The organism is Thermostilla marina (assembly GCF_054657455.1).
Genome location: NZ_BAAHYR010000001.1, coordinates 1,101,056 through 1,124,756 on the forward strand (window position 1 = coordinate 1,101,056; position 23,701 = coordinate 1,124,756).

Genomic DNA, 23,701 nt, shown 5'->3' on the forward strand with positions numbered 1-23,701 from the left:
GAGAATACCGGCACGTTCGCGGATCGGCAGGAGACCTCCGGGGCGGACTCCGAAGAGGAATACCGCCGTGGGCCACCCGAAAGGGGCGCGATCGCGCGAGGCGTCAATCAACCTTACCAGTATCGGTTTTTCATCGCCGGTTGAAAAGCGCACCTCGTCGGCTTTGCTTGCGCAATCTGCAAAGCCGACCGGCTGTCGTCGTGCGCCGTCGCGCAGACTGCCGTTTCCCGCTCTCGACTGATGCGACAGGGACCACCGAGAAGTATGACCGGGATCAACCCGTTTGGGCTTCCCAGTCGTCGCGACCGGTTTCTGTCGCTTCGTCGCCTTCGCGGCGGCAAATTTTCAGCGTGGCTCCCGGCGGGAGACGCCGTTCCGGCACGATACCGCGTGTCGTCGTTGCCAAGAATTGATGGAACAAAGCAGCCGGGCCTTCGGGAAATTCGTCGCGCAATGTGTCGAGCAACTCGTTCCAGCGAAGTCCCGATCGATAGATCAGCCGATAGGCTTTCTTAAGCTCGGCCAGCTCGGGAGAACGGAAACCTGCACGCCGCAGGCCGATCTGGTTCAGGCCCACCACGTGACTGCTCAGGCCGTCGACGGTCACGTAGGGCGGCACGTCGCGGGTGAGATGGGCCTGGCCGCCGACCATGGCGAACGCCCCCACCCGGCAGAACTGATGAATCGCGACGGCGCCGGAGATGTAGGCTCGGTCGCCGACGACCACGTGACCGCCCAGCATCGCATTGTTGACGATGATAACGTTGTTGCCGACGCGGCAATCGTGCGCCACGTGCGCGTTGACCATCACAAGGTTGTTGTCACCGATGGTCGTATCGTTGTCTGTATCCAGTGCCCGGTGGATGGTAACGTTTTCGCGGATCACATTGCCGTCGCCGATGACGACGCGGCCGGGCGATTCAGGAATGGAGACGTGTTGCGGCAGACCGCCGATGACCGTCCCCTCGCAGATGTAATTGTCGTTCCCGATGACCGTGCCCCGCTTGATCGTGACGCGGCCTTCGATCCGACAGCGGTCGCCGATGACGACGTCCGACTCGATGACGCTGAACGGCCCGACTTCGACATCGTCGCCGAGGCAGGCCAACGAACTGACAACGGCTTGCGGGTGAATCTTCACGGCACATTCCCTTTCCGTGGGGTTACCCACTTGGTTGAACGAAGAGATGCGTAGGGGTTTTGCCGTGTCTCGCAGCATCCTGCTGGAAACAAGGCCCGACGCGTGTCGGCTAACGTCCGATAGGTTCTATCGGTTGCGGAGCCTTTGTCGGATTATTGGCTTTTTGCGGTTTTTTCAACAATAGCGGTTTTGGGGAAACGCGGTCACGCTCGCACGCTCAGCCAAGAGGGCCTCGAACCGGACGAAAAAAAAGCGGATGGCACGCCATCCGCCGGAAAAAAGGGATGTAAAACGAACGTGACGGTTCGTCGAAGGATGATTTGTCGGTGTATGTGGGGGCCTATTGTGCCGGGGCCGGGGTGGGGGCCGGTTCCACGGGCAATTCTTGCGGCAACGGCTGCGGAGCCGGCGTCGGCTGCGGCGTCGGGCCTTCGACGACCATCTCCTCGCCGGGGATCACGTTTCCGGCGGCACCACCCCCGAAATAGCCCACCGGCTCGTGCGGTGTTGCGAACCACGGGTAGTCCATGTACTGCCGGTAGTTGTACGGGGCACGATAGTAGGTGCCGTGGAAGGCCGGGTAGCGATGAATCGTTCGCGGATTGCCCGGATAGCAACCAAAACGCGGCTGATAGCACGTTTGCGGCATCGGCCCGAACCAATCGCCGAACCAGCCTTTACCGGTCGCGGTCGCCTTGTGGTGTCCGCAATGTCCCGCGGACGCACCGCACGTCTGGCAGGGTTCGCCGACGACCGGGGCCGGGCTGACGGTTGCCTCGGCAGGTAGCGGTTCCGGGACGACGACGGCCGCCGCGGTATCGCCTTGAATTCCGACCACAGCGAAGAGCACGCAAAACGCGGCTTGCATGGTGTCCGTTCCTTGCAACTTGAATTGACACAACTGGCGAGGAGGCCGCGCAACGCGGCAACATCGTCTCAAAGTCTGGATCGGTATGGAGACGACCAAGGTCCAGATCGGCTGAGAGAATCGTTATCTCTTGCCCAAACTGTTGTGTTTTCGGGCGGTTTCTCCCTCGCAAGAAGGGGCGTGCGGTGGATTTGGCTTGTAAATTTAGGGTTTTTAACTAGCTTGGGTTGTGTTGATAAGACTTTGCAACCCTAGACACCGGGTTGCGTTGCTTTTCTCTAGACCGGAGCCGTTCGGACGACCGGTCGATTTCGATTCCGAAACAATATCCCCTCTTTTCGGGGGCTTTTCTTCGAGCGGATACACCGTCGAGGTTGCTTCCATGACCGCGAAAGTTCTCGTCGTAACATCGGATCCTCATCTGGGCGAACAGGTGCGAAACCGCCTCGGCGAGCGGTTTCACGTGACGATCACCCGATCGTTGGACGATCGGGAACTCGATGCCCACGCGGGCGAATATCGCGCGGCGATCGCACACGTTTGTCCCGAGTCGCTCAACGGCCATTCGCCCGAGGCTTTCTTTCGTAAGCTGCGGGAACTGGCCGAAACGGCTCCGGTGTTCGGCGTGATCGACGGCCGCGCACCGCAAGCACTCCAAGACCGCGCCGCGGCTATGCTGCACGACTGTTTCGTATTACCTGCGGATGTCGAACGCCTTGCCGGCGTGCTCGAAACGGGTTCGCTGTTGGAAGCCGAATTGGCAGCTTATTGTCGGCGCCACGCCCACCGTGCCTTATACGGGCAAACTCGCACGCTGATTACCTTCACGCCGTCGATGTTCGAAATTCTCGACGAGTTGCACGTGGCGGCGGCGCACGACGTGACCGTGTTGTTGATCGGCGAGACGGGGTCGGGGAAAACTTATCTGGCACGCATGATTCACGAGCTTTCGCCCCGAGCGGGCGAACGTTGTTTGACGGTGGCGTGCGGTGCCCTGCCGCCCGACTTGATCGAAAGTGAGTTGTTCGGCTACGTCAAAGGCGCGTTCACCGGGGCCGACTCCGACAAGCCCGGCAAGTTTGCCGCAGCCGATAAGGGAACGCTGTTGCTCGACGAAATCGACGTGCTCACGCCGGACCAGCAAGCCAAACTGTTGCGGGTGATCGAGACCGGAGAATACGAGCCGGTCGGCAGCAACGAGACACGGCGTTCGTCGGCGCGGTTGATCGTCGCCTCGAATATCGACCTCGATCGCCTGGTGAGCGAAGGTAAGTTCCGCATGGACTTGTACTACCGGCTCAACATGTTGAGTTTTCACCTGCCCCCCCTGCGCGAACGGCCGGCCGACATCGAATTCTTGACCCGCAAGTTCGCTCTGGATCATGCCCGCAACCTGAGGATTCCGCTGGATCGCATCGATCCCGAGGTATTGGCGGCGCTGAAGCAATATCGTTGGCCGGGAAACATTCGCGAGCTGGAAAACGTGATTCGGCGGGCGGTGCTGTACTGCCGTGACGGCGTGCTGCGATTGGCCGATTTGCCTAGTTTTGTGCGGCAAGGCGGCGAAGGTGCGCCGACGGCGGCGGGCGACCCGATCACGTCTCCCGGAAAGACGTTGGAAGAACGCGTGGACGAGGTCGAACGACTGATCATCGAAGAGGCGCTCCGGCGCCATGGCTACCACCGCGCCGAGACGGCCAGAGAACTGGGGATCAGCCGCGTCACCTTGTACCACAAGATGAAAAAGTACGGCATGGTGACCGGCCGCAAGCGAGCCGGACGCTCCCGCGACTGAGCGACGACCCGATCGAGAGCGAACGCCGTGAGCGCCCGCACCGTCCGCACGATCCGCGACAAAAACGTCGAACTCCGCCCCGTGGTTTCCTTGGGGTGGTTGCCCGCGTTGGAAACGGGAAAGGCGGCGGCGATCGTCGTCATCTTGGCCGCGTGGTTCGTCGGTAGCTTGTTTCCCCTGAATCACACCGACCTTTGGGGACATCTGGCTTTCGGACGTTGGATCGTCGAACACGGACGCTTACCGCAGGCCGATCCTTTTCGATCGTTTTTGCTTCCGGACGCACCGTTTGCGAACATCCCTTGGCTCGCCCAGGTTCTAGGGTATGTGGTCTACGGCCTGTTCGGTCCGATGGGCCTGCGGGCGGGGCATGCCCTGCTGGTCGCGCTGACGACCGGGCTGTTGATCGCCGCGGTTCGCGTCGGCGGCGGGCGTTGGGGAACCGCTGCTGCGGCAGGCGGCGCATTCGTGCTCATGAGCTTGCCGGTGATCGGGACGATCCGTCCGCAATTGTTCGGGATGGTCGGCACGGCGGCCACGCTCTTGGCCGTCGAGTCGTTGCGCCGTTCGAATCGGCCGCTCTTCTGGTTGCCTTTGTTGTTCATGTTGTGGGCAAACCTGCACGGTTCGTTTCCGATCGGTTTGGGCGTGTTGGGGGCGGCCTGCTGGGCCCAAGCGGTTGCATGGTTTGTCCGGACGCGGGTGGCGAATGAGAAGTCGACGCCTCACGGCGACACGCTGAATCGAACCGTTCTTTTGCGACGGTACGCAATAGCGGGGCTTACCTGCGGTGCGGCCGTGTGTTGCCATCCGATGGGCGTGTCCATTTGGCCCACGGTCTTGGGCTTCGGGCAAAACCGAAATCTTGCGGCGATCGCCGAGTGGCAGCCGTTGTCGATCGCGAGCTTTTCCGGCATCGCGTTCGTAATCTCGGTGTTGCTGAGCGTCATGAGCGTGATCGGCGCGGCTGCAGCACGCCGGTCCGACAGCCGCCGGCCGGTGCGCATCGGGCGTTGTTTGCCGCCGGCGAGATACCTTTGGATGCTGCCCGTCTTGGGGCTTGCGACCGTTTCGGCGCTGCGGATGTACGCGTGGTGGACGCTGGTGTGGCCCGTGGCGATCGCCTTTGTATGGGAGGCTTGCGGCAGCCGGAGCGGGAACACGCCGAAAGCACAATCGGCCTCTGCGGCGCGTACCTCGAAGGGGCGGGGATGGGCCGTCGTTGCGGTGTCGGTGGTGGTTGTCGCGTTGTGGTCGCCGGTGACGCGGACGTTATGGACGTCTGCGGAACCAAAAGCCGTCTTTTCGAAAAATACTCCGCTTCGTGTCGGGAAATTTGTCTCCGACCGGGAGCTTCGCGGTCGCTTCTTTGCGCCGGTCGATTGGGCGGATTATCTGCTGTGGATCTGTCACGGACGCATGGAGCCGCTCGTACATTCTCATGTCCACATGACGCCCGAGCCGTTGTGGCTGGCCTACTTGGCCCTGGAGCGGGGCGATCCCGGTTGCGAGGCGGCGCTCGAAAGCTATCGCGTGCGGTACGTCGTCCTCGATCTCGCCCGGCACCGGCGGCTCGCCGATCGTTTGCTGGGCTTGCCGAGCGGTCGTTGGCGTGTCGTTTACCGCGACGAGCAGGCCCTCGTCTTAGGAAAACGTAACGCGGTCGACGAGACTCCTTGATTTCCACCGCGGTCGGCAAATCTTGGCGTGTTTTCTGGCTCTTTAGAGGGGGGGCGGTGTAGGCAAACTTTCGTGGCGTGTGGTTCTTTTTGGGGGTTCATTTGGCCTGTCCTTGCTATGTGTTCCAATATGCGCATGTTTTCCATTTTGACGTTTGGAGAGTGTTGGTTATGATGGGAAGCTGGAAGAGGTGGTGCGATATCGCCGGTTTTGTGGAGCCGGCCGACTTCGCGGAATGAGATGAGGCACAATCCTTTTTGACGGGGCTCCTGTGATGAAACATCTGTTTACGTTGATCGCGGCGACTGCGTTGGCGTTTGCGTTCGGCCATCCTGCGAGGGCGGCTATTACTTGGGTCGATCCCGACACCTACGCTATTCAGGATCCGATCACCGCACCGGGCGTCACCTTTAAGGCGATCTTGGGGGCGACGACGCAAACCCCCCCTAATCCCGACACGGTGTACGCCTTGATCGACGATAAGGGGCACTACCCTGCGTCGAATCATTTCTTCGGTTGGCACAGCAAAGGCGCGAACGTGCCGTACAAGGTGGCATGGCGCGGGAAGTGGGCGAAGTTCCAGGCCGAATTCGATTCTCCCGTCGCATTCGTCTCGCTCGATTTTCTGCGAAACGATTTTTCGGGGGGGCCGAAGTCCGATGAAATCGGTTTCCTGGAGGCGTACGACGCCGATTGGAATCTCGTGAAGACCGTCGACGTGAGCATTGCGATGAACGACGATGTCGAGACGGCCACTATCATTTGCCCGACGCCGCAAATCAAGTACGTGATCGCCAGCGGAAAATATGTGGCCGGGGTGATGGACCACGATATTCTGCTCGACAATCTCGGGTTCAGCACCGAGCCGGTTCCGGAACCGGGGGTGTTGACGTTGCTGTTCGGCGGCGGCCTGGCCGGGATCGGGTGCGTCGTATGGCGTCGCCGCCGTAACCACGCGTGAATCGCGAAGCCGTCCGACACAATCACAGTGAAACACGTTCGACGACCGCGGGCGTCGAACCAAGCCGCCGGATAGCCTCCGGCGGTTTTCGGTTTCTTGGACCGGTTGACGAGATTTTCGGCAGGGGGCTATCGGGTCTCGGCCGCCCTGGCGGGGAAGAGACGCCAACGGCCCGCCGGACCTTCGAACCATGCGGTCCGATCGTCGGCGGCGACCTCGACGGAGGTTTCCTGACCGCTTTCATGGATCGCCTTCCAGGGGCCTGCGGCCAATCCGGCGACCAGGATATGGCCGGTTCCGCGACCGAGGAGATCGACGGCGAACGGTTCGCCGACCGCTTCCCGCGGATCGTTTGCAAAGAAGACGGCCCAAAATGCCTTTTCGTCCGCAAGGATGCAGCCGTGGTGGTGCGGGGCCGACGCAGCCTCGACGTGAAGCCGTTCGGGTGACGTGCGGTCGGTGAGTTGCATGACGGTCAGGAACCGCGTTTCTTCCTGGGGGACGTGAGGCGAAAGCTCCAACCGCCAACGCCCCAATTCGGCGGAGCCGCGTTCGATGAGAGACGCGCTCGGTTCATTCGGGTAGTTCTTGCCGAACACCCAGAACTCTTTGCCGGGGCCGCCCACCTTGTCGAGCCGGGCATTTGCGGGTTGCACGACATCGAGAATCAGGCGGCCGGCCGCACCGTGTTCCGTCCGGTCGACGACGGCGGTCGGCTTTCCGGCCGATTGCGCAATCGTCGGTTCTTCCTGTGAGTGGAGCAGCCAGATGGGCCGGTATGCGGCGCTCTTGGCGGCGACGCGGTCCGACACGATCAGCACGCCCGGCAGATGTTCACGGTGCAAGTTCAAGAAAACGAACGAGCGAAGAACACGTTCGACCTTGTGGGCCGAGTAGGCCGGCGTGAGGTCGCCTTCAAGCAACGTGTAGTCGGGAGAATGGGAATCGGGCCCGAAGCCGTGAGCGAGGATGTCGGCCGTTCGGTACCCGTTGGCCGGGTCCAGGAGCACGGCCAAATCGTGCGGTTCGCGGCGTCCGTTGGGCAGACGCTGGCCGCCGTCGTTGCCGTAGCCGCGGCCGAATTCTTCATTGGGGTCGTAAATCAGCAGGCAGTTGTGGGCGATGGTTCGCCACTGGTAGTTACGGCAATGGTCGCTGCCGTAACCTCCGTCGGACCCGTGATACAGTCCCGAATCCAAGGCCAAACTACCCCGGTAGTAGAGCTGAAACGCGCCGGCATCGAGAGGTTGATGATTGCAAAAGTTGTACTCGTTCAGTTTCATTTCGCAGATTGCGGCGTCGTCGCCCCACGACGTGCGGGCGATCATCCAGCCGAACGGTGAGCCGAAGTATCGCGACAAGGGAAGATCGGCGATCGGTTCCGGTTTCAGGTTCAAATCGGTCCACAGAACGGCGAAGATCAGCTCTGGATCGCGGAGCCCCTGGTGCGTCAGGAAGTGCGACCATAGCCGCCCGTCGTGGTAGTAGCTTGCCGCCAGCAAAGCGCCGGGGCCGACAGGCCAGGGCTCGCCGAGTCGCGTCGAGTGGCAATACGTGTCGCCCGCCCGCAACCGCTGGCCGTCGGGGCGAGTCGCGTAGATCCAGTGATAGGGTACCCAGCGTTGTTCGGGCGAGTAGATGTTGTCGATTCCCCAGCGGCTGAAGATGAACAAGGGGAACAGGTCCCAGCCGTAGCGATAGCAACTGTACGAATCGCCTTGGTGATACGCATGCCCGGGATAGAACCAATTTCTCGCCGGGATGTGTTCGCGGAAGAGTCGAACCGCCGCTAAGCGGTACATTTCGGGATACTCGTCGTAGATGGCGATGCCCGCCGACAACAGGTCGCGCATGATCTGGGCTTCGGAGGCGTGGCCGGTGATCGAGCCTTGGCGGACCGGCGGATACCCGCACTCCAGCGTGCCCGCCAGACGCACGAGTTCCCGAATGATCGCTTGTTTGTCTTCTTCGGTCAGCAAGGGATAGAGCCAGTCGTAGACGATTGCCCCGGTTACCATGATCCGGCCGGTTACGCGGCAGGCATCCTGCCGATCGGGAAGTTCGGCACGCTTCAAGGCGGCGATTGTGCGGGCAATCAGGGCCTTCCCCGCCGCGGGATTCGGGTTGATCAGGTAATCGAGCGCATCCCATTCGACGGCAAGATAGGGATTTTCGTCTTTCAGCGTTTTCCAACGCTCCCGAAAGGGGCGAACCTGCGGGTGCGCAACCCGCTCGGCCAGCGAGGGGACGTCGTCGGCGGTGATGAACAGTCGCGGGTGTGCGGCCGGCGGCCGGGGAATCCGCACCTCGTCGATTTCCATCCAAGCCGAAGGCGACGGCTCGCTCGGTGCGGCAGTCACTGTACCGAGATAACCCGCGGCGACCATCGACACGGCGATCGTCAACGCCGGGCCGAAAGATTGACGCCATGTCGAAAAACGTGGGGTGAAGGAACTCGCGGCAAACATGCGGCACCTCGCAAGTAGGCGGGCATCCTGGGGGTGGGCCGACTCCGGCCGAAGCGGCAAACCGCGGCCGAGCAGGCCGAAATCGACCGCAATACGGCCTGTAGCTTACGCCGCCGGAAAGTCCGCGTCTAGAATTTCCAAGCGGCGAAGCGCAGACGATGCCGCCTGCAAGCGATAACGCGGAGGGCCGGGAAGTCGGGTGTACGATCAGCGGGCGGGAAGCGATGCCCCGGTTGTGCGTCGGCGCCGAACGAACGAGTCGCGGGCCCAGCCTTCCCGATCGGCGATCTTGCCCCGCAGCCAGCGGCGTTCACGATACCATTCTGCCGTTTGACGCAGACGCTCATCAAGCGAGGCGCGCGGCGAGAAACCGAGATCGCGCTTGGCCTTTTCGGCCGAGCACACCCACGAAGGGGCAAGGGCTTCGCGGGCCTTGTCCAAGTGCAGCGCCAGCGGACGGCCGCGAAGCTGGGCAATCAATTCGGCGCCTGCGGCGGCGATCCAAGTACCGACGACGCCCGCGGGAATGATCAGCGTCCGGCGGCGGCCCAATGCTCGCCCCATCATGCGGCCCAATTCGGCGTAGCTGGGGCACTCGTCACCGGCAATGAAGTAATAACCTTGGCCCGGTGGGGCATCGGAATCGGCAGGCAGATGTTCGCCTTTGTCGACCGCCGCCAAAATCGCGGGAATCAAGTCTTCCACGTACACCAGCGAGTAATAACGCGGCTTGAGGCCGGGAACCATGTGGATGCCGGTGTTGTAGATCGGCTGGAACATCTGGAGGCAGTCTTTGTCCCAGGGGCCGAAGACGATCGCCGGACGGAGGATCGTGATAGGAACGCGATCGGCGAATTTTTCCAGCTCCAGTTCGCCCGCCCGCTTGCTCTTTCCGTACACCGAAATCGGCTGCGCGGGTTGGTCTTCGGTGCGCGGGTGATCCGGAGTGGCGGGACCGGCGGCTGCCAGTGACGAGAGGGAGATCAGCCGAGGCGGTTCGGCACAACGAGCGCAGGCTTCCGCAATCGCGCGCGAGCCGTCGCCGTTCACCCGAAAATAGGTTTCACGCTTGAGGGCCTTGGTCGTGCCGGCCAGATGGAAAACGACGTCGCAGCCGTCGATGGCCCGGTGCAACGCCTCGACATCGAAAAGATCGGCTTCGACGAACTCGGGTTGAAACCGCTTCAACGGCTGAATTCGCGAGGTGGATCGAACCAGGCACGCAATCGAGTGCCCCGCTTCACTCAGGGCACGGACCAGGTGAAAGCCGATGAATCCGGTGCCGCCGGTGAGGAAAACACGTGCCATGGGAGTACTCCGCTTTTGGAAACGGGTGGGCTCTCGGGTCATCCAACGTGCTTGCCGGGCTCGCTGGTGCGTTCGATGCATGCGAGGCACGGCCGGTTACAGGCAGGCGCGATCGGTTCACGCGGGCGGTGGAACACTTCATCGGACAATCCGCCGCAATCCCCGGGGTTGGAGGGATTCGCGCCGGTCCGACAGCGTGTTGCCGTAGCGGAGGCGACAGTCCTTCGGTATCTTTACGTAGGAGTTGTCGATCGCGTGGAGTTTGCGGATCCTGGCGGCCTCACGCTCGCCGCAAACGCACACCGCCGTGCGGGTAGTGGCATGATCGGCACGCTTGCGGCAAGAACCTTGCCCGCTTTTGAGGGATTTGGAAGGATTTTTCCCTATTGTACCCGCTTTCCGACTGATGGCCACGGAAATGTGGGTTGTTTGCGGTTTTTGGGTGAAATAGCCAACCGTTCAGCGGGAGAAAGCGACACAGCAACGCGGTTCGGTTGTCGACCAAAGATGCCCTGTTGGTGACTAACGAGACGAGGATTCATGAAAGTTCGCACACGGTTTGCACCCAGTCCGACGGGTTATCTGCATATTGGGGGGGGGCGTACAGCCCTGTTTTGTTGGCTTTTCGCGCGACACCACGGCGGTGAGTTCATTCTTCGAATCGACGATACCGATCAGCAACGCAACGTCGAGGCGGCGCTGAAGCCGATTCTCGACGGTTTGCGTTGGCTGGGAATCGACTGGGATGAGGGCCCCGAGGTCGGCGGTCCGTGTGCGCCTTATTTTCAGTCGCAGCGAAGCGAGCTGTATCGCGAGGCGGTCGAACGGTTACTGGCCGAGGGGAAGGCCTATCGCGACTACGCGACACCGGAAGAGATCCAGGCCGAGCGCGAGGCCGCTTTGGCTGAAAAACGGCCGTTCGTTTACAGTCGCCGGTTCATGGCGGAGACGCCCGAAGACGACGCCCGATTCCAGGCCGAAGGCCGAAAAGCCGTCGTGCGTCTGAAGATGCCCCGCGAGGGAACATTGGTGATCGACGATTTGATCCGCGGCCGCGTTGAATTCGAGTGGGCTCGCGAGCAGGATCATGTCATTCAGCGTGCCGACGGATCGTGCTTGTACCACCTGACCAGCGCCGTCGACGACCACGCGATGGGCATTACGCACGTGATTCGGGCGGAAGAGCATCTTTCGAACACCCCTCGGCAGGTGTTCATTTTGCAGTCGCTCGGGTATGAACTTCCGCAGTTTGCGCATTTGCCCTTCGTGGCCGAACCGGGGAGCAAGACCAAGCTGAGCAAGCGCAAGCTGGCCAAATACTTGAAGAACCGGGATTTTGCCCAACTGGTCGAGCACGGCAAACGCATTGCCGAGCGGATCGGGCATCCCGTCGACGATGACGTGTTCAACCCGGTGATCGTCGATTTCTATCGAACGGTCGGATACTTGCCGCAGGCGATCTTGAATTACCTGGCCTTGTTGGGCTGGTCGCTCGACGATCGTACCGAGCATTTCACCGTCGAGGAGTTGATCCGGCATTTCTCGCTCGAGCGGGTGAACAAGGCGCCGGCCTCGTTCGATCCGAAGAAGTTGTCGGCGTTCCAGGAGCATCACATGCGGGAAGTGCCGCTCGACGAAAAGGTCGCGCTGGCGCTACCCTATCTCGTGGGGGCAGGGTGGGTTACCGAACCGGTCGACGACGCCGCGCGGGCGAAAGTGAGAGCGATCGTCGAGGCTGCCGGCGACCGCATCCGAACGGCCGGTGACATCCTCAACTTCGACGAGTTTTTCACCCCCGACGATGCGATGCCGTATGTCGAAAAGGATGTCAAGAAACGGTTGTTGAAGGATCCGGCAACGGCCTTGCGCGTGTTGCAGGGAATTCGTGCCGAGCTGCTCGAAATCGAGCCGTTCGATGCTCCCTCGCTCGATGCGATGATGCACGCTTTCGGTGATCGAGAGGGGCTCGGCATGGGGCAAATCGTTCATCCGGTGCGCATTGCGGTGACGGGAAAGGCCGTCGGGTTGGGCCTCTTCGAGACCATGGCCGTGCTCGGTCGGGACTCGGTCGTACGGCGCATCGACCGCACGATCGAAACCTTTTTGGCCGATGTGTCGAGCGAGGCGTGACACGCAACCCGGCACTTCGTAATCTTCATTGGCGGTGACGTTCAACCGGTAACGAACCGGCGACGATTATCGATTCCCGAGGGAACAGATCATGACGGAACGCAATCCGAGCGACGGCAATCCTGCGGCGAAGACGCCGGCCGAAGGCGGCAAGGAAGGCTCGGTCGATTTCATTCGCGAGCAAATCAACGAAGATCTGAAGACCGGCCGCTACGATCGCGTGCACACACGATTTCCGCCCGAGCCGAACGGTTATCTGCACATCGGGCACGCGAAATCGATCTGTTTGAATTTCGGCATCGCCCGCGACTACGGCGGATTGTGCAACCTGCGGTTCGACGACACGAACCCGACCAAGGAAGACGTCGAATACGTCGAGTCGATCAAGGAAGACGTCCGTTGGTTGGGCTTCGATTGGGACGACCGCTGTTATTTCGCGTCGGACTATTTCGATCAGCTTTACGAGTGGGCCGAAGAACTCATCAAGAAGGGCTTGGCCTACGTGTGTGATCTTTCGCCCGACGAAATTCGGGAGTACCGCGGTACGCTTACCGAGCCGGGCAAGAACAGCCCCTATCGCGACCGATCGGTCGAAGAGAACCTCGATCTGTTCCGCCGTATGCGGGCGGGCGAATTTCCCGACGGTTCGCGGACGTTGCGGGCGAAGATCGACATGGCTCATCCCAATTTGAACATGCGGGATCCGGTGATGTATCGCATTCTTCATGCCGAGCATCACCGCACGGGCGATAAGTGGTGTATTTACCCCACCTACGATTGGACGCACGGTCAGTCCGATTCAATCGAGGGCATCACGCATTCGATCTGCACGTTGGAATTCGAGAACCATCGCCCGCTGTACGACTGGTTCATCGAAAAACTGGGGATTTACGCACCGCGCCAAATCGAGTTCGCCCGGCTCAACCTGACCTACACCGTAATGAGCAAGCGGCGGTTGCTGCAATTGGTGAAGGAAGGGCATGTCGGCGGGTGGGATGATCCGCGGATGCCCACCATTTGCGGGTTGCGACGTCGCGGCTACACGCCCGAGGCGATCCGCAATTTCTGCGCCCGCATCGGCGTCTCGAAATACGACGGCGTCATCGACATCGCGCTGTTGGAACATTGCTTGCGGGAAGACTTGAACAAGCGCGCCCCGCGGGTGATGGGGGTGTTGCGGCCGCTGAAGGTCGTCATCGAAAACTATCCCGACGACCTGGTCGAAGAGATGGAAGCCGTCAACAACCCCGAGGATCCTTCGGCCGGGACGCGCAAGGTGCCGTTCTCGAAGGTGCTCTACATCGAGCAGGACGACTTTCGAGAAGAACCGCCGCCGAAATACTATCGCTTGGCACCCGGCCGCGAAGTCCGCTTGCGATACGCGTATTTCATCCGTTGCACCGACGTCGTCAAGGATCCCGAAACCGGCGAGGTGGTGGAGGTGCGGGCGACCTACGATCCCCAAACGCGGGGCGGAAATGCTCCCGACGGACGGAAGGTGAAGGCGACGATCCACTGGGTCTCGGCGGCACATGCCCTGGATGCCGAGGTTCGGTTGTACGATCACCTGTTCACCAAGCCCGATCCCGACGATGTACCCGAAGGTGAGGATTGGACCGCCAACTTGAACCCGAATTCGTTGGAAGTCGTCGAACACGCCAAGCTCGAGCCGTCGTTGGCGACGGCGAAAGCCGGTGATCGTTTCCAATTCGAGCGACTCGGGTATTTTTGCGTCGATCCCGACAGCACCGAGGAACGGTTGGTGTTCAATCGCACGGTCACGCTGCGGGATACGTGGGCGAAGATCGCCAAACGACAACAGAAATAGTGGCAAACACGCCGTCGGTCGGGGGCGGCCCCTCCGACGGCTCGTAACCGAAAGAACCTGGTAACGGAGGTAGCCAATGCCGTTGGTCGTCGTCGGTTCCGTCGCACTCGACAGCGTGGAAACACCGCATGCGGTTCGCGAAAACGTGTTGGGCGGTTCGGCCGTCTATTTTTCGGTCGCGGCAAGATATTTCACATCGGTTCGGCTCGTGGGAGTGGTCGGTGAAGACTGGCCTTCCGAGCATACACAACTGCTGGCCGATCGGGGGATCGACACGGCAGGTCTGAAGGTCGTTCCCGGCGGTAAGACGTTCCGGTGGCGGGGCAAGTACCTGCCGAATATGAACGATCGCGAAACGCTCGAAGTTCACTTGAACGTGTTGGGCGACTTCAAACCCGAATTGCCCGAGGCGTGTCGCCGCAGTCCCTTCTTGTTCTTGGCGAACGGGTCGACCAAGACCCAACTTGCCGCACTCGAGCAATGCACCGGTGCCAACTTGGTCGTGGCCGATACGATGGATCTTTGGATCCGCACCGAGCCCGACGAACTTCGCCGGCTGATGCAACGGATCGACGGGCTCGTGCTCAACGACTCGGAGGCCAAGTTGCTGACCGAAGACGACAATCTGGTGCGTGCGGGAGAAGCGATCTGCCGGATGGGGCCGAGCTTCGTCGTCGTCAAAAAAGGTGAGCACGGCGCCATGTTCTTCAGCAAGCACGAAAAATACGTGCTTCCGGCCTATCCGACCAAGGACGTCGTCGATCCCACCGGTGCTGGCGACAGCTTCGCCGGCGGCATGATGGGGTACCTGGCCGAGCAGAACGATTTTTCGCCCCAGACGCTCAAGAAAGCCTTGGCTTACGGCATTCTCGTGGCGAGTTTCACCGTCGAGGATTTCAGTCTCGACCGGCTGCTGAAGATTCGCCGAGAGGACATCGAGCGTCGCATGGAGGCGTACCGACAAATGCTCGCGTTCTGAAGCGGCGGACGCCTTCCTCGTCACAACGTATCGGCGACCAATTTGCACGACGCACCCCGTCGCGGTACGATGCCCCCTTTCTGAGTGTTCGATGGAGGGTGAACCCGGCCTGTGGCCGGTTCGACGGAGGAAGGTGCACCCCGCGGGAGCATCGCGTTGTCACCAGCATGAGGATCGATCATGAAACGACCGGCCTGGTTGTCTCGCGAATGGTGGAGGCGTCAAGTCGATCCCGGTTATCCGCGAGCTCCGATCGAGACCGAACACTTTCCGCCCGGTATTCCGTACATCATCGGGAACGAAGCGGCCGAGCGGTTCAGCTTTTACGGCATGCGGGCGATTCTGGTCACTTTCATGACCACCTACTTGCTCGACGCCTCGTTGATGCATCGAGCGGTGATGTCGCCTGAAGAGGCGAAGGCCGTTTACCACACCTTTAATGCGGCGGTCTATTTCTTCCCGATATTGGGGGCGCTCTTGGCCGACATCGTGCTCGGAAAGTACTGGACGATCATGTTGCTTTCGATCGTCTACGTGGCCGGGCACACGGCTTTGGCCTGGAACGAGGCACGACTGGGCTTGTTCGTGGGGCTTACCTTGATCGCGATCGGTTCGGGCGGCATCAAGTCGTGCGTGTCGGCCCATGTGGGCGATCAGTTTTGCCGCAAGAACCGGCATTGGATGTCGCGGATTTTCGGCTGGTTCTACATGGCGATCAACGTGGGAGCGGCCGCCTCGTCGTTGGCCACCCCGTGGCTGTTGGAAAACGTAGGCCCCGGCTTGGCCTTCGGTATTCCCGGTATCTTGATGGCGATCGCCACCTTGGTGTTCTTCATGGGCCGCGCGAAGTTCGCGCACATTCCGCCCGGCGGTGCCACGTTTTTACGTGAGGCGTTCAGCCGCGAGGGGATCGGGGCCTTGGTACGATTGACGCTCATCTTCGTGCCGGTGGCTATGTTTTGGGCGCTCTTCGACCAGACCGGCTCGTCGTGGGTGCTTCAAGCCGAACACATGAACCGGACCCTGTTTCATTACACGGCCGCCGACGGCACTCGCACCGCGTTCGAGTTGCATCCCGCCCAAATTCAGGCGCTCAATCCGATCTTGATTTTGATCTTGATACCCCTTTTTGACTGGGTCGTATATCCACTGGTTGGGCGGTTTGTTCAGGTGACGCCGTTACGGAAGATTTCGACGGGGATGTACGTTGCGGCGGGCAGTTTCGTCGTCGTCGCGATTGCCGAGCATCTGATCGCCGCCCGCCTGACGCCGTCGATCGCCTGGCAGGGGGCCGCCTACGTCGTGTTGACCGCCGCCGAAGTGCTCGTTTCGGTCACGTGCCTCGAATTCGCGTATACGCAGGCGCCGCGGTCGATGAAGTCGTTGGTGATGGGCTTGTATTTGCTGTCGGTCTCTTTGGGGAACAGTTTTGCCGCCGGTGTGAATTACGTGATCGAAAAGGTCCAGGAATCGGGCGGTCATTGGCTCGAAGGTCCGACCTACTGGTGGTTCTTCGTGGCGGCGATGACCTTGGTCGCGGTGATCTTCTCGGCGATTGCCTACCGATTCCCCGAGAGAACCTACTTGCAAGACGACGAAGTCCAGGCCGCGGGGAACACCGACGAGCCTTAAACGGCGCGTCACGAGTCCCGGTTCGGCCCCGCGCGCGAACACGGCCGGATCTTTCCGGAAATTTCGGCAGCCCACCCCCTTGGCACGTGTAGAGGCTTCCGGCAGAATCATGAGTCTCGCTGCATGAGCGGAGAGGCCTCGGGCGCGATCGGTCACCCCGAATCTACGCCGACGAGCCGAAAATCGCCTGTCAAGACGGGTGATCGGCGAAGGTTTGGCAAATCGGGAAAAGTCACGGGTCGTTCAGTCTCGGGCAAACCGTCGGCATGCGGCAATGCGGTGGGAAATGGTTCCATCGCTGCTTGACAGCCTGTCGGCCAAGCCTTAACATCTAGGTTTTCGCCTCAGCCGACTGGGGCCTTTCTTTGACAACAAGGGCGTCGGAAGCCGAAGCCGTATCGAGCGAAAAGGAGCGTCCACGTGTCGGGACAAGTCAGCGAAGTCATTCGGATTCGGATGGAGTCGTTTGATCATGCCGTGCTGGATCAAAGTGCGGCGGAGATCGTGGACACCGTCAAACGTACCGGCTCGATCGTGCACGGCCCGATTCCCTTGCCGACTCGAATTGAGCGCTACACGGTGCTTTCGAGTCCCTTTATCGACAAGAAGGCCCGTCAGCAGTTCGAGATCCGAACACACCGCCGCTTGATCGATATCATCCAGGCTACGGCGAAGACGATCGAGGCGTTGAACAAGCTCAGTCTTCCGGCGGGTGTCGATATCAAAATCAAGATGACGCGCTGATCGACTCAGCAGATCGGGGGCGGACTGCCGGGTTGTATTGGGGTCTGGTACATGAATTGGAAGTTGCAAGGGTAATCCTTGATCTCGTCAAGCGATCCCTTGCGGCGACGTGACACGAAGGCAAGAACGATGGCGATCGGATTGCTCGGCCGAAAAGTCGGGATGACCACCGTATTCGATGAAAACGGTGAAGCCGTCCCTGTGACGGTGATTCAAGCAGGGCCCTGTCGGGTGTTGCAGTTGAAGACCGTCGATCGCGACGGCTATGAGGCGGTGCAGTTGGGGTATCTCGATAAGCCGCGCCATCGTGCCATCCGCAGCGAGCGGGGTCACGTTGCCAAGCTCAACAGCAAGCGCCAGCGTGCTCGGGCCGCAGCCGGTATCGAGCCTCTTCCCAAGGCGGATTGCGAGCCCCAGCGGTATATCCGCGAGTTCCGCGTGCCCGTCGAAGGGTACTCCGTCGGCCAGGTATTGTCGGTCGACGTCTTCGAAGGCGTGCTCTCGGTCGATGTCACTGGTACGAGCAAAGGGCGGGGCTTCGCTGGCGTGATGAAGCGGCACAACTTTGCCGGTCAGCGCGCAAGCCACGGTGTGAAGAAGGTTCATCGTCATCCCGGTGGTACCGGTCAGAGTGCCTATCCCAGCCGTATCGAAAAGGGGCGACGGATGGCCGGGCACTACGGTGCCGCGCGGTGCACGATTCGGAATATTCGCCTTGTGCGTATCGACAAAGAGAACAATCTGCTGATCGTCCGTGGGGCGGTTCCCGGCCCCAACGGCGGTCTGGTCGTCATCCGGCCGACGAACAAACTTCCCGCCCCGAAAGCCTAGTGGCCGGGGTGGCGGAGGTGTTCGCGGTTCCTTTGACAGTGATTGCAAGAAAGTGTGAGCAGCATGGCTAGCCTGCCGGTTTACAATCGCCAAGGTGAGCAAGTCGGGGCCTACGAGGTCGATCCGAGTGAATTCGCGGATCGGATCAGCAAGCAGCTCCTGCACGATGCCGTCGTCATGTATTTGGCGAATCGGCGCCAGGGGACGGCGAAGAATAAATCGCGTTCCGAGGTGGCCGGCTCGACCCGCAAGTTGTACCGGCAAAAAGGGACCGGTAACGCCCGGATGGGTGCGCGACGAACGAACATTCGGCGCGGCGGTGGACGAGCGCATCCGAAGCGGCCGCGGGATTGGGGGTATCGGTTGCCTCGCAAGGCGCTCCGGTTGGCGACCCGGATGGCGATGGCCTCGCGGATCGCCGATGAGGAGGTGATCCTGCTCGACGAACTCGAAATGGAATCGCCGAAGACACGCGTCGTCGGGAAGTTGCTCGAAAAGCTCGGCTTGGAGGGCAAGGGCGTGTTGGTCGCCACGGCCGAGTATGACGTCAATGTATACAAGAGCGTGCGGAACATTGCGAAGGCCGAGGTGCTGCCGATCAGCGATTTGAATGCCTACGCAATTTTGCGTCCTCGGCGTGTGATCATGACGAAGGCGACGATGGATGCCTTGCGTGAGCGCGTGAAGGCGGCCGAGTCGGTTGCCTGAGAGAAGGATCGCGACTGTTCGAGAAGACGGCAAAGGGGCGGCGGCCTCGATCGAATTCGAATAGATTCCTGAGGAGAGCGGCGTCATGCGACGCGTTACACCCGAGCCTCAATTGACGGACCTGGAACCTTATCAGGTGATCCTGCGGCCGTTGGTGACCGAAAAGGGTTACCACAAGGCCGAGCGGCTGAATCAATACACGTTCGCGGTCAACCCGAAGGCGACCAAGGCCGATATCCGACGCGCGGTGGAAGAATTGTTCGACGTCAAGGTGATTCGCGTGAACACGCAGAATCGCAAGGGCAAACCGCGTCGGGTTCGGTACAACTTCGGGTATACGAAGGCCTGGAAGAAGGCGATCGTCACGTTGGATCCCGAATATCGGATCGACTTCTTCTAATCGAGGCGGCCGGACGGACATCAACCTCCCGCGAGACAACGTGAAGCAAAGGCAAACGACATGGGTATTCGCCGTTTGAAACCGACTTCGCCGGGTAGGCGGCACGCGACGGTCAACGACTTTGCCGAACTGACCCCCGGCGCCGAGCCTGAAAAGTCGCTGCTGGTACGGCTTCCGCGAAAGGGCGGCCGGAACAACCAGGGGATCATCACGTGTCGTCATCGCGGCGGCGGTCATCGAAAGTTGTACCGCTTGATCGACTTCAAGCGAAACAAAGACGGAATTCCGGCCAAGGTCGACTCGATCCAATACGATCCGAACCGAAGCGCCCATATCGCCCTTTTGAAGTATGCCGATGGCGAGAAGCGTTACATTCTGGCGCCCAAGGGCCTGAGTGCCGGCGACACGGTGCTCAGCGGGACCGGTGCGCCGCCGGCGGTGGGCAATTGCCTTCCGCTGAGTGAGATTCCGCTTGGGACCACGATTCATGCGATTGAGATGCAGCCCGGGAAAGGGGCCGCATTGTGTCGGGCTGCCGGGACGGGCGCCGTGTTGGCCGCCCGCGATGCGGACTGGGCCCAGATCAACTTGCCCAGCGGCGAGATCCGACGTGTTCCGGCAAAGTGCCGGGCGACGATCGGGGCCGTCGGGAACTCGGATCATGGTGCCGTGAAGTTAGGTAAGGCCGGCCGACGGCGGTGGATGGGGCGACGGCCTCACGTCCGGGGTACGGCGATGAACCCCATCGATCACCCGCACGGCGGTGGCGAAGGCCGAACAAAGGGTGGCCGACATCCGGTGTCGCCGACCGGTAAGCCGACCAAGGGCGGACGTACACGCAAGCGACGGAAGGCTTCGAACCGGGCGATCATTCGCCGACGTCGGTCGAAGCGGTACGGTCAGCTGCCTCTGTGATCGATCGGGCGCGTTGCTCGGCAGGTCGATTCGAAAACGTAGAGAACCCACACGACAGAGATTGCCATGGGACGCTCGCTGAAAAAAGGGCCGTTCGTCGATCCGAAGCTGTACATGAAGGTCGAGGCCTTGAACGAGTCGGGGCGAAAGGAGCCCATCAAGACGTGGGCACGTGCTTGCACGATCGTGCCGGAATTCGTCGGTCACACGTTCCTGGTGCACAACGGGAAGACGCACGTGAAGGTGTTCGTGACCGAAGAGATGGTCGGCCATCGGCTCGGCGAGTTCGCACCTACCCGTATTTTCCGTGGGCACGGCGGTAAGGGGAAACGATAAAGCGGCGGGTCGGAAACCATCGCAGGTCCGGCTTCGTTGGTCGAGGGAATACGAGTCATGGCTTACAAGGCAACTCACCGATTTGCGAAGATCAGTCCGCGGAAGGCTCGCCTCGTGGCGGACCTGGTGCGAGGGAAGTTCGCGGACGAAGCCTTGGAGATTCTTCGGTATCAGCCGCAACGCGGGGCGCGGATGCTGGAAAAAGTCATCCGCAGCGCGATGGCCAACGCGGCCGAAGCCGGGGAGATGGAGCCCGAAGGGCTATACCTCAGGGACGTGCGGGTGGACGAGGGGCCCCGCTTCAAGCGCCTTCGGCCCCGCTCGCGAGGCATGGCGAATATCATCCTCAAACGGATGTCGCACATCAGCGTGGAATTGGAGTAGGAACCGGACCGTCGTTGTCGCCGCGGCCCCGTGGTGAAAAGAGAGATCGATACTCATGGGTCAAAAAGTCAATCCGATCGCGTTCCGAACGGGCACGATGATTGGTTGGAAAAGTCGCTGGTACGCCTCGAAACGCGACTTTGCCGACCTGCTCGTGGAAGACTACAAGATCCGCGAATTCATCAAGAATCGTAAGGATCGTTCGGGGCGTCCGATGTACCCGATGATCGCCAAGATCGAGATCGAGCGGACGCACGACGAAGTCCGCGTGATTTTGTTCTCGGGACGGCCGGGCCTGCTCATCGGGCGGAAAGGGGAACGCGTCGAAGAACTGCAAAATGAACTGCAAGCCCTGACCGGGCGGCGGATCAATATCAAGATCGAAGAAATCAGTCGGCCAGAGTTGGTGGCGCAGCTCGTTGCCGAAGACATCGCCGAGCAGCTTTCGCGTCGTGCCGGTTTTCGACGCACGATGAAGCGGGCGATGGAAAGCACGATGGAGGCCGGCGCGAAAGGGATCAAGATCCAGCTTTCGGGACGCCTCGGCGGCGCCGAAATGTCCCGTCGCGAGAAACAAATCGCCGGTTCGATTCCGCTGTCGACGTTGCGGGCGAACATCGATTACGGCTTCACCGAAGCACGCATCCCGCAAGGGCAGATCGGTGTTCAGGTTTGGATCAACCTAGGTATGTTTAACGAGGACGACGACGATGGCCTTAATGCCCAAACGGGTAAAGCATCGAAAAAGCCAAAGAGGTCGTATAAAAGGTAAGGCGACGCGCGGGAACCGCGTGATTTTCGGCGAATACGGCTTGCAGGCGGTGCAGGGCGGCTGGATCAGCGCAGCCACCATCGAAGCCGGGCGTATCGCGGCGCAGCAGTATGTCCGCGGCGAAGGACGCCTGTACATTCGGATCTTCCCCGATAAGCCCGTGACGTCGATTCCGCTGGAAACGCGAATGGGTAAAGGTAAAGGGGAGCCGGACTACTGGGCCGCAGTGGTCAAGCCCGGAACGATCCTTTACGAGGTCGGCGGATTGACGGAAGAAGCTGCAAAGATCTGCTTCGCCCGGTTGGCGCATAAGATGCCCGTGCGAGTGCGGTTCGTGAAAAGAAACCCGATGTAGCCTGCCTTGCGGCGGACGGATTCGGCCCGGTTCGAATTCGTCGGAGTGCCGGAGAGAAACGCCATGAAAGCCAAAGAACTTCGGGAAATGAGCGACGAGCAGCTTCAGTTGACGCTGCGAGAGACGCAGGAGACGTTGTTCCGGTTGCGCGTGCAGTCGCAAACCGAGCGAACCGACGCGCCGAGCGAAATCCGAAAAGCCAGACGCCTGATCGCTCGGATCAAGACGATCCAGGGAGAACGTGCAAGGGCGGCGCAGGCGAGCGAACAGCAACAGACAGCGTGAACAAGGGGAAGGCGGCGAGCCGTTCGAGTGACGATCGAGGGGCCGTCAAGCCGTCCGATCAGATAAGGTGCGAGTCATGCCGAAACGAGTCGAAGTCGGGATCGTTACCCGGGCCAAGACGCCCAAGACCCGCCGTGTGGAAATCGAACGGCTGGTGAAGCACCGGCGGTACGGGAAGTACGTTCGGCGCCGGACGATCTGTTACGTGCACGACGAGAACGACGAATCGCAAGAAGGCGATACCGTCGAAATCATCGAGTCGCGGCCGCTGTCGAAGACGAAGCGGTGGCGGCTGGTGCGGATCGTGCGTCGAGCGAACGAAGTCGGCCCTGCCGAAGCGGTCGAGGCTGCCGAAGGTGCGGACGGGGAGTGACCTGACCGCGAGCAGGGGACGAAGACGAGCGAACACGAAACCGCCGGTCGCAGCACGGCGGGCGCGGTAGAAACCAAAAACGACGTGGGTGCCAGTCATGATCCAGATGCAGACGCGACTTGACGTTGCCGACAACACCGGCGCCCGAGAACTGATGTGTATCAAGGTCCTCGGCGGTAGTCGGAAACGGTACGCGACGCTCGGCGATATTATTGTGTGCAGTGTCAAAAGCGCCATTCCGGGTAGCAACTTGAAAAAGGGCACCGTTGTGCGGGCGGTGATCGTTCGGACGAAAAAGCCCGTGCGGCGACCGGACGGCAGCTATGTCCGCTTCGACAGCAACGCGGCGGTCATCGTCGACAACAACGGCGAGCCGCGTGGAACCCGTATTTTCGGGGCGGTCGCCCGCGAGTTGCGGGATCGGCGTTTCATGAAAATCGTTAGCCTCGCAAGCGAGGTGATCTGATGCGAATCAAGGTTGATGATACGGTTGAGGTCCTCAGCGGCGACGATCGCGGGGCACGCGGTCGAGTCGTCCGCGTCGATCGACGCAAAGGGCGGATCGTCGTCGAAGGCGTGAATACGGCGATCAAGCACGTCCGTCGCTCGATGAAGAATCCGCAAGGCCGGCTGTCGAAGGAGCTGCCGATCGCGATGTCGAAGGTGGCGCTGGTTTGCCCGGCGTGCGGGCAGGCGACACGGGTCGGCGCGCGGCGGTTGGACGACGGCAGCAAGGTGCGGGTTTGCAAGAAATGCGATGCCAACATCGGCGAAATCGCTCCGGCTAAGAAAAAATAGGCATCGCCAC

24 protein-coding genes are annotated in these 23,701 nt (G+C 61.0%); 20 read left to right on the forward strand and 4 right to left on the reverse strand.

Annotated elements, in window-relative coordinates:
• Nucleotides 1–274: 274 nt before the first annotated feature.
• On the reverse strand, nt 275–1,141 hold the full coding sequence (gene lpxA / locus ACYQ2I_RS03930) for an acyl-ACP--UDP-N-acetylglucosamine O-acyltransferase (RefSeq protein WP_460165688.1): 867 nt from the start codon (nt 1,139–1,141) through the stop codon (nt 275–277).
• Between the two features lie 340 nt (nt 1,142–1,481).
• Nucleotides 1,482–2,009, reverse strand: coding sequence for a hypothetical protein (locus ACYQ2I_RS03935; RefSeq protein ID WP_460165689.1), 528 nt, complete (start codon nt 2,007–2,009; stop codon nt 1,482–1,484).
• Between the two features lie 382 nt (nt 2,010–2,391).
• Here ACYQ2I_RS03935 and ACYQ2I_RS03940 point away from each other — a divergent pair, with 382 nt between their 5' ends.
• From ACYQ2I_RS03940 to ACYQ2I_RS03950, 3 genes are all read left to right on the forward strand, one after another.
• On the forward strand, nt 2,392–3,804 hold the full coding sequence (locus ACYQ2I_RS03940) for a sigma-54 interaction domain-containing protein (protein ID WP_460165690.1): 1,413 nt from the start codon (nt 2,392–2,394) through the stop codon (nt 3,802–3,804).
• 27 nt (nt 3,805–3,831) lie between these two features.
• Nucleotides 3,832–5,484 carry a hypothetical protein gene (locus tag ACYQ2I_RS03945; RefSeq protein WP_460165691.1) on the forward strand — a complete coding sequence of 551 codons (1,653 nt, stop codon included), beginning with the start codon at nt 3,832–3,834 and terminating at the stop codon, nt 5,482–5,484.
• Nucleotides 5,485–5,758: 274 nt separating this feature from the next.
• A complete protein-coding gene (locus ACYQ2I_RS03950) occupies nt 5,759–6,445 on the forward strand; it encodes a PEP-CTERM sorting domain-containing protein (RefSeq protein ID WP_460165692.1) in 687 nt (228 codons plus the stop codon).
• A gap of 128 nt (nt 6,446–6,573) precedes the next feature.
• On the opposite strand, the gene hepB is transcribed toward ACYQ2I_RS03950, so the two are convergent.
• A complete protein-coding gene (gene hepB / locus ACYQ2I_RS03955) occupies nt 6,574–8,913 on the reverse strand; it encodes a heparin/heparin-sulfate lyase HepB (RefSeq protein WP_460165693.1) in 2,340 nt (779 codons plus the stop codon).
• Nucleotides 8,914–9,120: 207 nt separating this feature from the next.
• Nucleotides 9,121–10,221 (reverse strand): NAD-dependent epimerase/dehydratase family protein, encoded by a 1,101-nt coding sequence (locus tag ACYQ2I_RS03960; protein ID WP_460165694.1) that lies wholly within the window; start codon nt 10,219–10,221, stop codon nt 9,121–9,123.
• Between the two features lie 540 nt (nt 10,222–10,761).
• Between ACYQ2I_RS03960 and gltX the strand changes: the two genes are divergently transcribed.
• The 17 genes from gltX to rplX all read left to right on the forward strand — a co-directional run bounded on the left by gltX (nt 10,762) and on the right by rplX (nt 23,691).
• Nucleotides 10,762–12,351, forward strand: coding sequence for a glutamate--tRNA ligase (gene gltX / locus ACYQ2I_RS03965; protein ID WP_460165695.1), 1,590 nt, complete (start codon nt 10,762–10,764; stop codon nt 12,349–12,351).
• 91 nt (nt 12,352–12,442) lie between these two features.
• Nucleotides 12,443–14,179, forward strand: coding sequence for a glutamine--tRNA ligase/YqeY domain fusion protein (locus ACYQ2I_RS03970; protein ID WP_460165696.1), 1,737 nt, complete (start codon nt 12,443–12,445; stop codon nt 14,177–14,179).
• Between the two features lie 76 nt (nt 14,180–14,255).
• Nucleotides 14,256–15,158: a PfkB family carbohydrate kinase gene (locus ACYQ2I_RS03975; protein WP_460165697.1), complete on the forward strand. Its 903-nt coding sequence runs from the start codon at nt 14,256–14,258 to the stop codon at nt 15,156–15,158.
• Nucleotides 15,159–15,338: 180 nt separating this feature from the next.
• Entirely contained in the window at nt 15,339–16,790 is a 1,452-nt protein-coding gene (locus ACYQ2I_RS03980; protein WP_460165698.1) for a POT family MFS transporter, read from the forward strand.
• A gap of 420 nt (nt 16,791–17,210) precedes the next feature.
• On the forward strand, nt 17,211–17,534 hold the full coding sequence (gene rpsJ / locus ACYQ2I_RS03985; RefSeq protein WP_460165699.1) for a 30S ribosomal protein S10: 324 nt from the start codon (nt 17,211–17,213) through the stop codon (nt 17,532–17,534).
• Nucleotides 17,535–17,696: 162 nt separating this feature from the next.
• The gene (gene rplC, locus ACYQ2I_RS03990) at nt 17,697–18,365 is read left to right on the forward strand and encodes a 50S ribosomal protein L3 (RefSeq protein ID WP_460168398.1); all 669 of its coding nucleotides are present in this window, start codon (nt 17,697–17,699) and stop codon (nt 18,363–18,365) included.
• Nucleotides 18,366–18,428: 63 nt separating this feature from the next.
• The gene (gene rplD, locus ACYQ2I_RS03995; RefSeq protein WP_460165700.1) at nt 18,429–19,073 is read left to right on the forward strand and encodes a 50S ribosomal protein L4; all 645 of its coding nucleotides are present in this window, start codon (nt 18,429–18,431) and stop codon (nt 19,071–19,073) included.
• A gap of 85 nt (nt 19,074–19,158) precedes the next feature.
• A complete protein-coding gene (gene rplW, locus ACYQ2I_RS04000) occupies nt 19,159–19,473 on the forward strand; it encodes a 50S ribosomal protein L23 (RefSeq protein ID WP_460165701.1) in 315 nt (104 codons plus the stop codon).
• Between the two features lie 60 nt (nt 19,474–19,533).
• A complete protein-coding gene (gene rplB / locus ACYQ2I_RS04005; RefSeq protein WP_460165702.1) occupies nt 19,534–20,388 on the forward strand; it encodes a 50S ribosomal protein L2 in 855 nt (284 codons plus the stop codon).
• Nucleotides 20,389–20,454: 66 nt separating this feature from the next.
• On the forward strand, nt 20,455–20,724 hold the full coding sequence (gene rpsS / locus ACYQ2I_RS04010) for a 30S ribosomal protein S19 (protein ID WP_460165703.1): 270 nt from the start codon (nt 20,455–20,457) through the stop codon (nt 20,722–20,724).
• Between the two features lie 57 nt (nt 20,725–20,781).
• The gene (gene rplV, locus ACYQ2I_RS04015) at nt 20,782–21,108 is read left to right on the forward strand and encodes a 50S ribosomal protein L22 (protein ID WP_460165704.1); all 327 of its coding nucleotides are present in this window, start codon (nt 20,782–20,784) and stop codon (nt 21,106–21,108) included.
• 55 nt (nt 21,109–21,163) lie between these two features.
• Nucleotides 21,164–21,880, forward strand: a complete 717-nt coding sequence (gene rpsC, locus ACYQ2I_RS04020; protein ID WP_460165705.1) for a 30S ribosomal protein S3 — start codon at nt 21,164–21,166, stop codon at nt 21,878–21,880.
• The gene (gene rplP / locus ACYQ2I_RS04025) at nt 21,828–22,235 is read left to right on the forward strand and encodes a 50S ribosomal protein L16 (RefSeq protein WP_460165706.1); all 408 of its coding nucleotides are present in this window, start codon (nt 21,828–21,830) and stop codon (nt 22,233–22,235) included. Before rpsC ends, rplP begins: the two co-directional genes overlap by 53 nt.
• A gap of 63 nt (nt 22,236–22,298) precedes the next feature.
• On the forward strand, nt 22,299–22,520 hold the full coding sequence (rpmC, locus tag ACYQ2I_RS04030; protein ID WP_460165707.1) for a 50S ribosomal protein L29: 222 nt from the start codon (nt 22,299–22,301) through the stop codon (nt 22,518–22,520).
• A gap of 76 nt (nt 22,521–22,596) precedes the next feature.
• Complete coding sequence (gene rpsQ / locus ACYQ2I_RS04035; protein WP_460165708.1) at nt 22,597–22,893, forward strand: 30S ribosomal protein S17; 297 nt, start codon at nt 22,597–22,599, stop codon at nt 22,891–22,893.
• 97 nt (nt 22,894–22,990) lie between these two features.
• The gene (gene rplN, locus ACYQ2I_RS04040; protein ID WP_460165709.1) at nt 22,991–23,359 is read left to right on the forward strand and encodes a 50S ribosomal protein L14; all 369 of its coding nucleotides are present in this window, start codon (nt 22,991–22,993) and stop codon (nt 23,357–23,359) included.
• On the forward strand, nt 23,359–23,691 hold the full coding sequence (gene rplX / locus ACYQ2I_RS04045) for a 50S ribosomal protein L24 (RefSeq protein ID WP_460165710.1): 333 nt from the start codon (nt 23,359–23,361) through the stop codon (nt 23,689–23,691). Before rplN ends, rplX begins: the two co-directional genes overlap by 1 nt.
• Nucleotides 23,692–23,701 lie beyond the last annotated feature (10 nt).

Excerpts from the sequence above, each read along its gene's own strand:
- ACYQ2I_RS03935 (WP_460165689.1), bottom strand. The coding sequence starts at position 2,009 with ATGCAAGCCGCGTTTTGCGTGCTCTTCGCTGTGGTCGGAATTCAAGGC.
- ACYQ2I_RS03940 (WP_460165690.1), top strand. The coding sequence starts at position 2,392 with ATGACCGCGAAAGTTCTCGTCGTAACATCGGATCCTCATCTGGGCGAA.
- ACYQ2I_RS03950 (WP_460165692.1), top strand. The coding sequence starts at position 5,759 with ATGAAACATCTGTTTACGTTGATCGCGGCGACTGCGTTGGCGTTTGCG.
- hepB (WP_460165693.1), bottom strand. The coding sequence starts at position 8,913 with ATGTTTGCCGCGAGTTCCTTCACCCCACGTTTTTCGACATGGCGTCAA.
- ACYQ2I_RS03960 (WP_460165694.1), bottom strand. The coding sequence starts at position 10,221 with ATGGCACGTGTTTTCCTCACCGGCGGCACCGGATTCATCGGCTTTCAC.
- gltX (WP_460165695.1), top strand. The coding sequence starts at position 10,762 with ATGAAAGTTCGCACACGGTTTGCACCCAGTCCGACGGGTTATCTGCAT.
- ACYQ2I_RS03970 (WP_460165696.1), top strand. The coding sequence starts at position 12,443 with ATGACGGAACGCAATCCGAGCGACGGCAATCCTGCGGCGAAGACGCCG.
- ACYQ2I_RS03975 (WP_460165697.1), top strand. The coding sequence starts at position 14,256 with ATGCCGTTGGTCGTCGTCGGTTCCGTCGCACTCGACAGCGTGGAAACA.
- ACYQ2I_RS03980 (WP_460165698.1), top strand. The coding sequence starts at position 15,339 with ATGAAACGACCGGCCTGGTTGTCTCGCGAATGGTGGAGGCGTCAAGTC.
- rplC (WP_460168398.1), top strand. The coding sequence starts at position 17,697 with ATGACCACCGTATTCGATGAAAACGGTGAAGCCGTCCCTGTGACGGTG.
- rplD (WP_460165700.1), top strand. The coding sequence starts at position 18,429 with ATGGCTAGCCTGCCGGTTTACAATCGCCAAGGTGAGCAAGTCGGGGCC.
- rplW (WP_460165701.1), top strand. The coding sequence starts at position 19,159 with ATGCGACGCGTTACACCCGAGCCTCAATTGACGGACCTGGAACCTTAT.
- rplB (WP_460165702.1), top strand. The coding sequence starts at position 19,534 with ATGGGTATTCGCCGTTTGAAACCGACTTCGCCGGGTAGGCGGCACGCG.
- rpsS (WP_460165703.1), top strand. The coding sequence starts at position 20,455 with ATGGGACGCTCGCTGAAAAAAGGGCCGTTCGTCGATCCGAAGCTGTAC.
- rplV (WP_460165704.1), top strand. The coding sequence starts at position 20,782 with ATGGCTTACAAGGCAACTCACCGATTTGCGAAGATCAGTCCGCGGAAG.
- rpsC (WP_460165705.1), top strand. The coding sequence starts at position 21,164 with ATGGGTCAAAAAGTCAATCCGATCGCGTTCCGAACGGGCACGATGATT.
- rplP (WP_460165706.1), top strand. The coding sequence starts at position 21,828 with ATGCCCAAACGGGTAAAGCATCGAAAAAGCCAAAGAGGTCGTATAAAA.
- rpmC (WP_460165707.1), top strand. The coding sequence starts at position 22,299 with ATGAAAGCCAAAGAACTTCGGGAAATGAGCGACGAGCAGCTTCAGTTG.
- rpsQ (WP_460165708.1), top strand. The coding sequence starts at position 22,597 with ATGCCGAAACGAGTCGAAGTCGGGATCGTTACCCGGGCCAAGACGCCC.
- rplN (WP_460165709.1), top strand. The coding sequence starts at position 22,991 with ATGATCCAGATGCAGACGCGACTTGACGTTGCCGACAACACCGGCGCC.
- rplX (WP_460165710.1), top strand. The coding sequence starts at position 23,359 with ATGCGAATCAAGGTTGATGATACGGTTGAGGTCCTCAGCGGCGACGAT.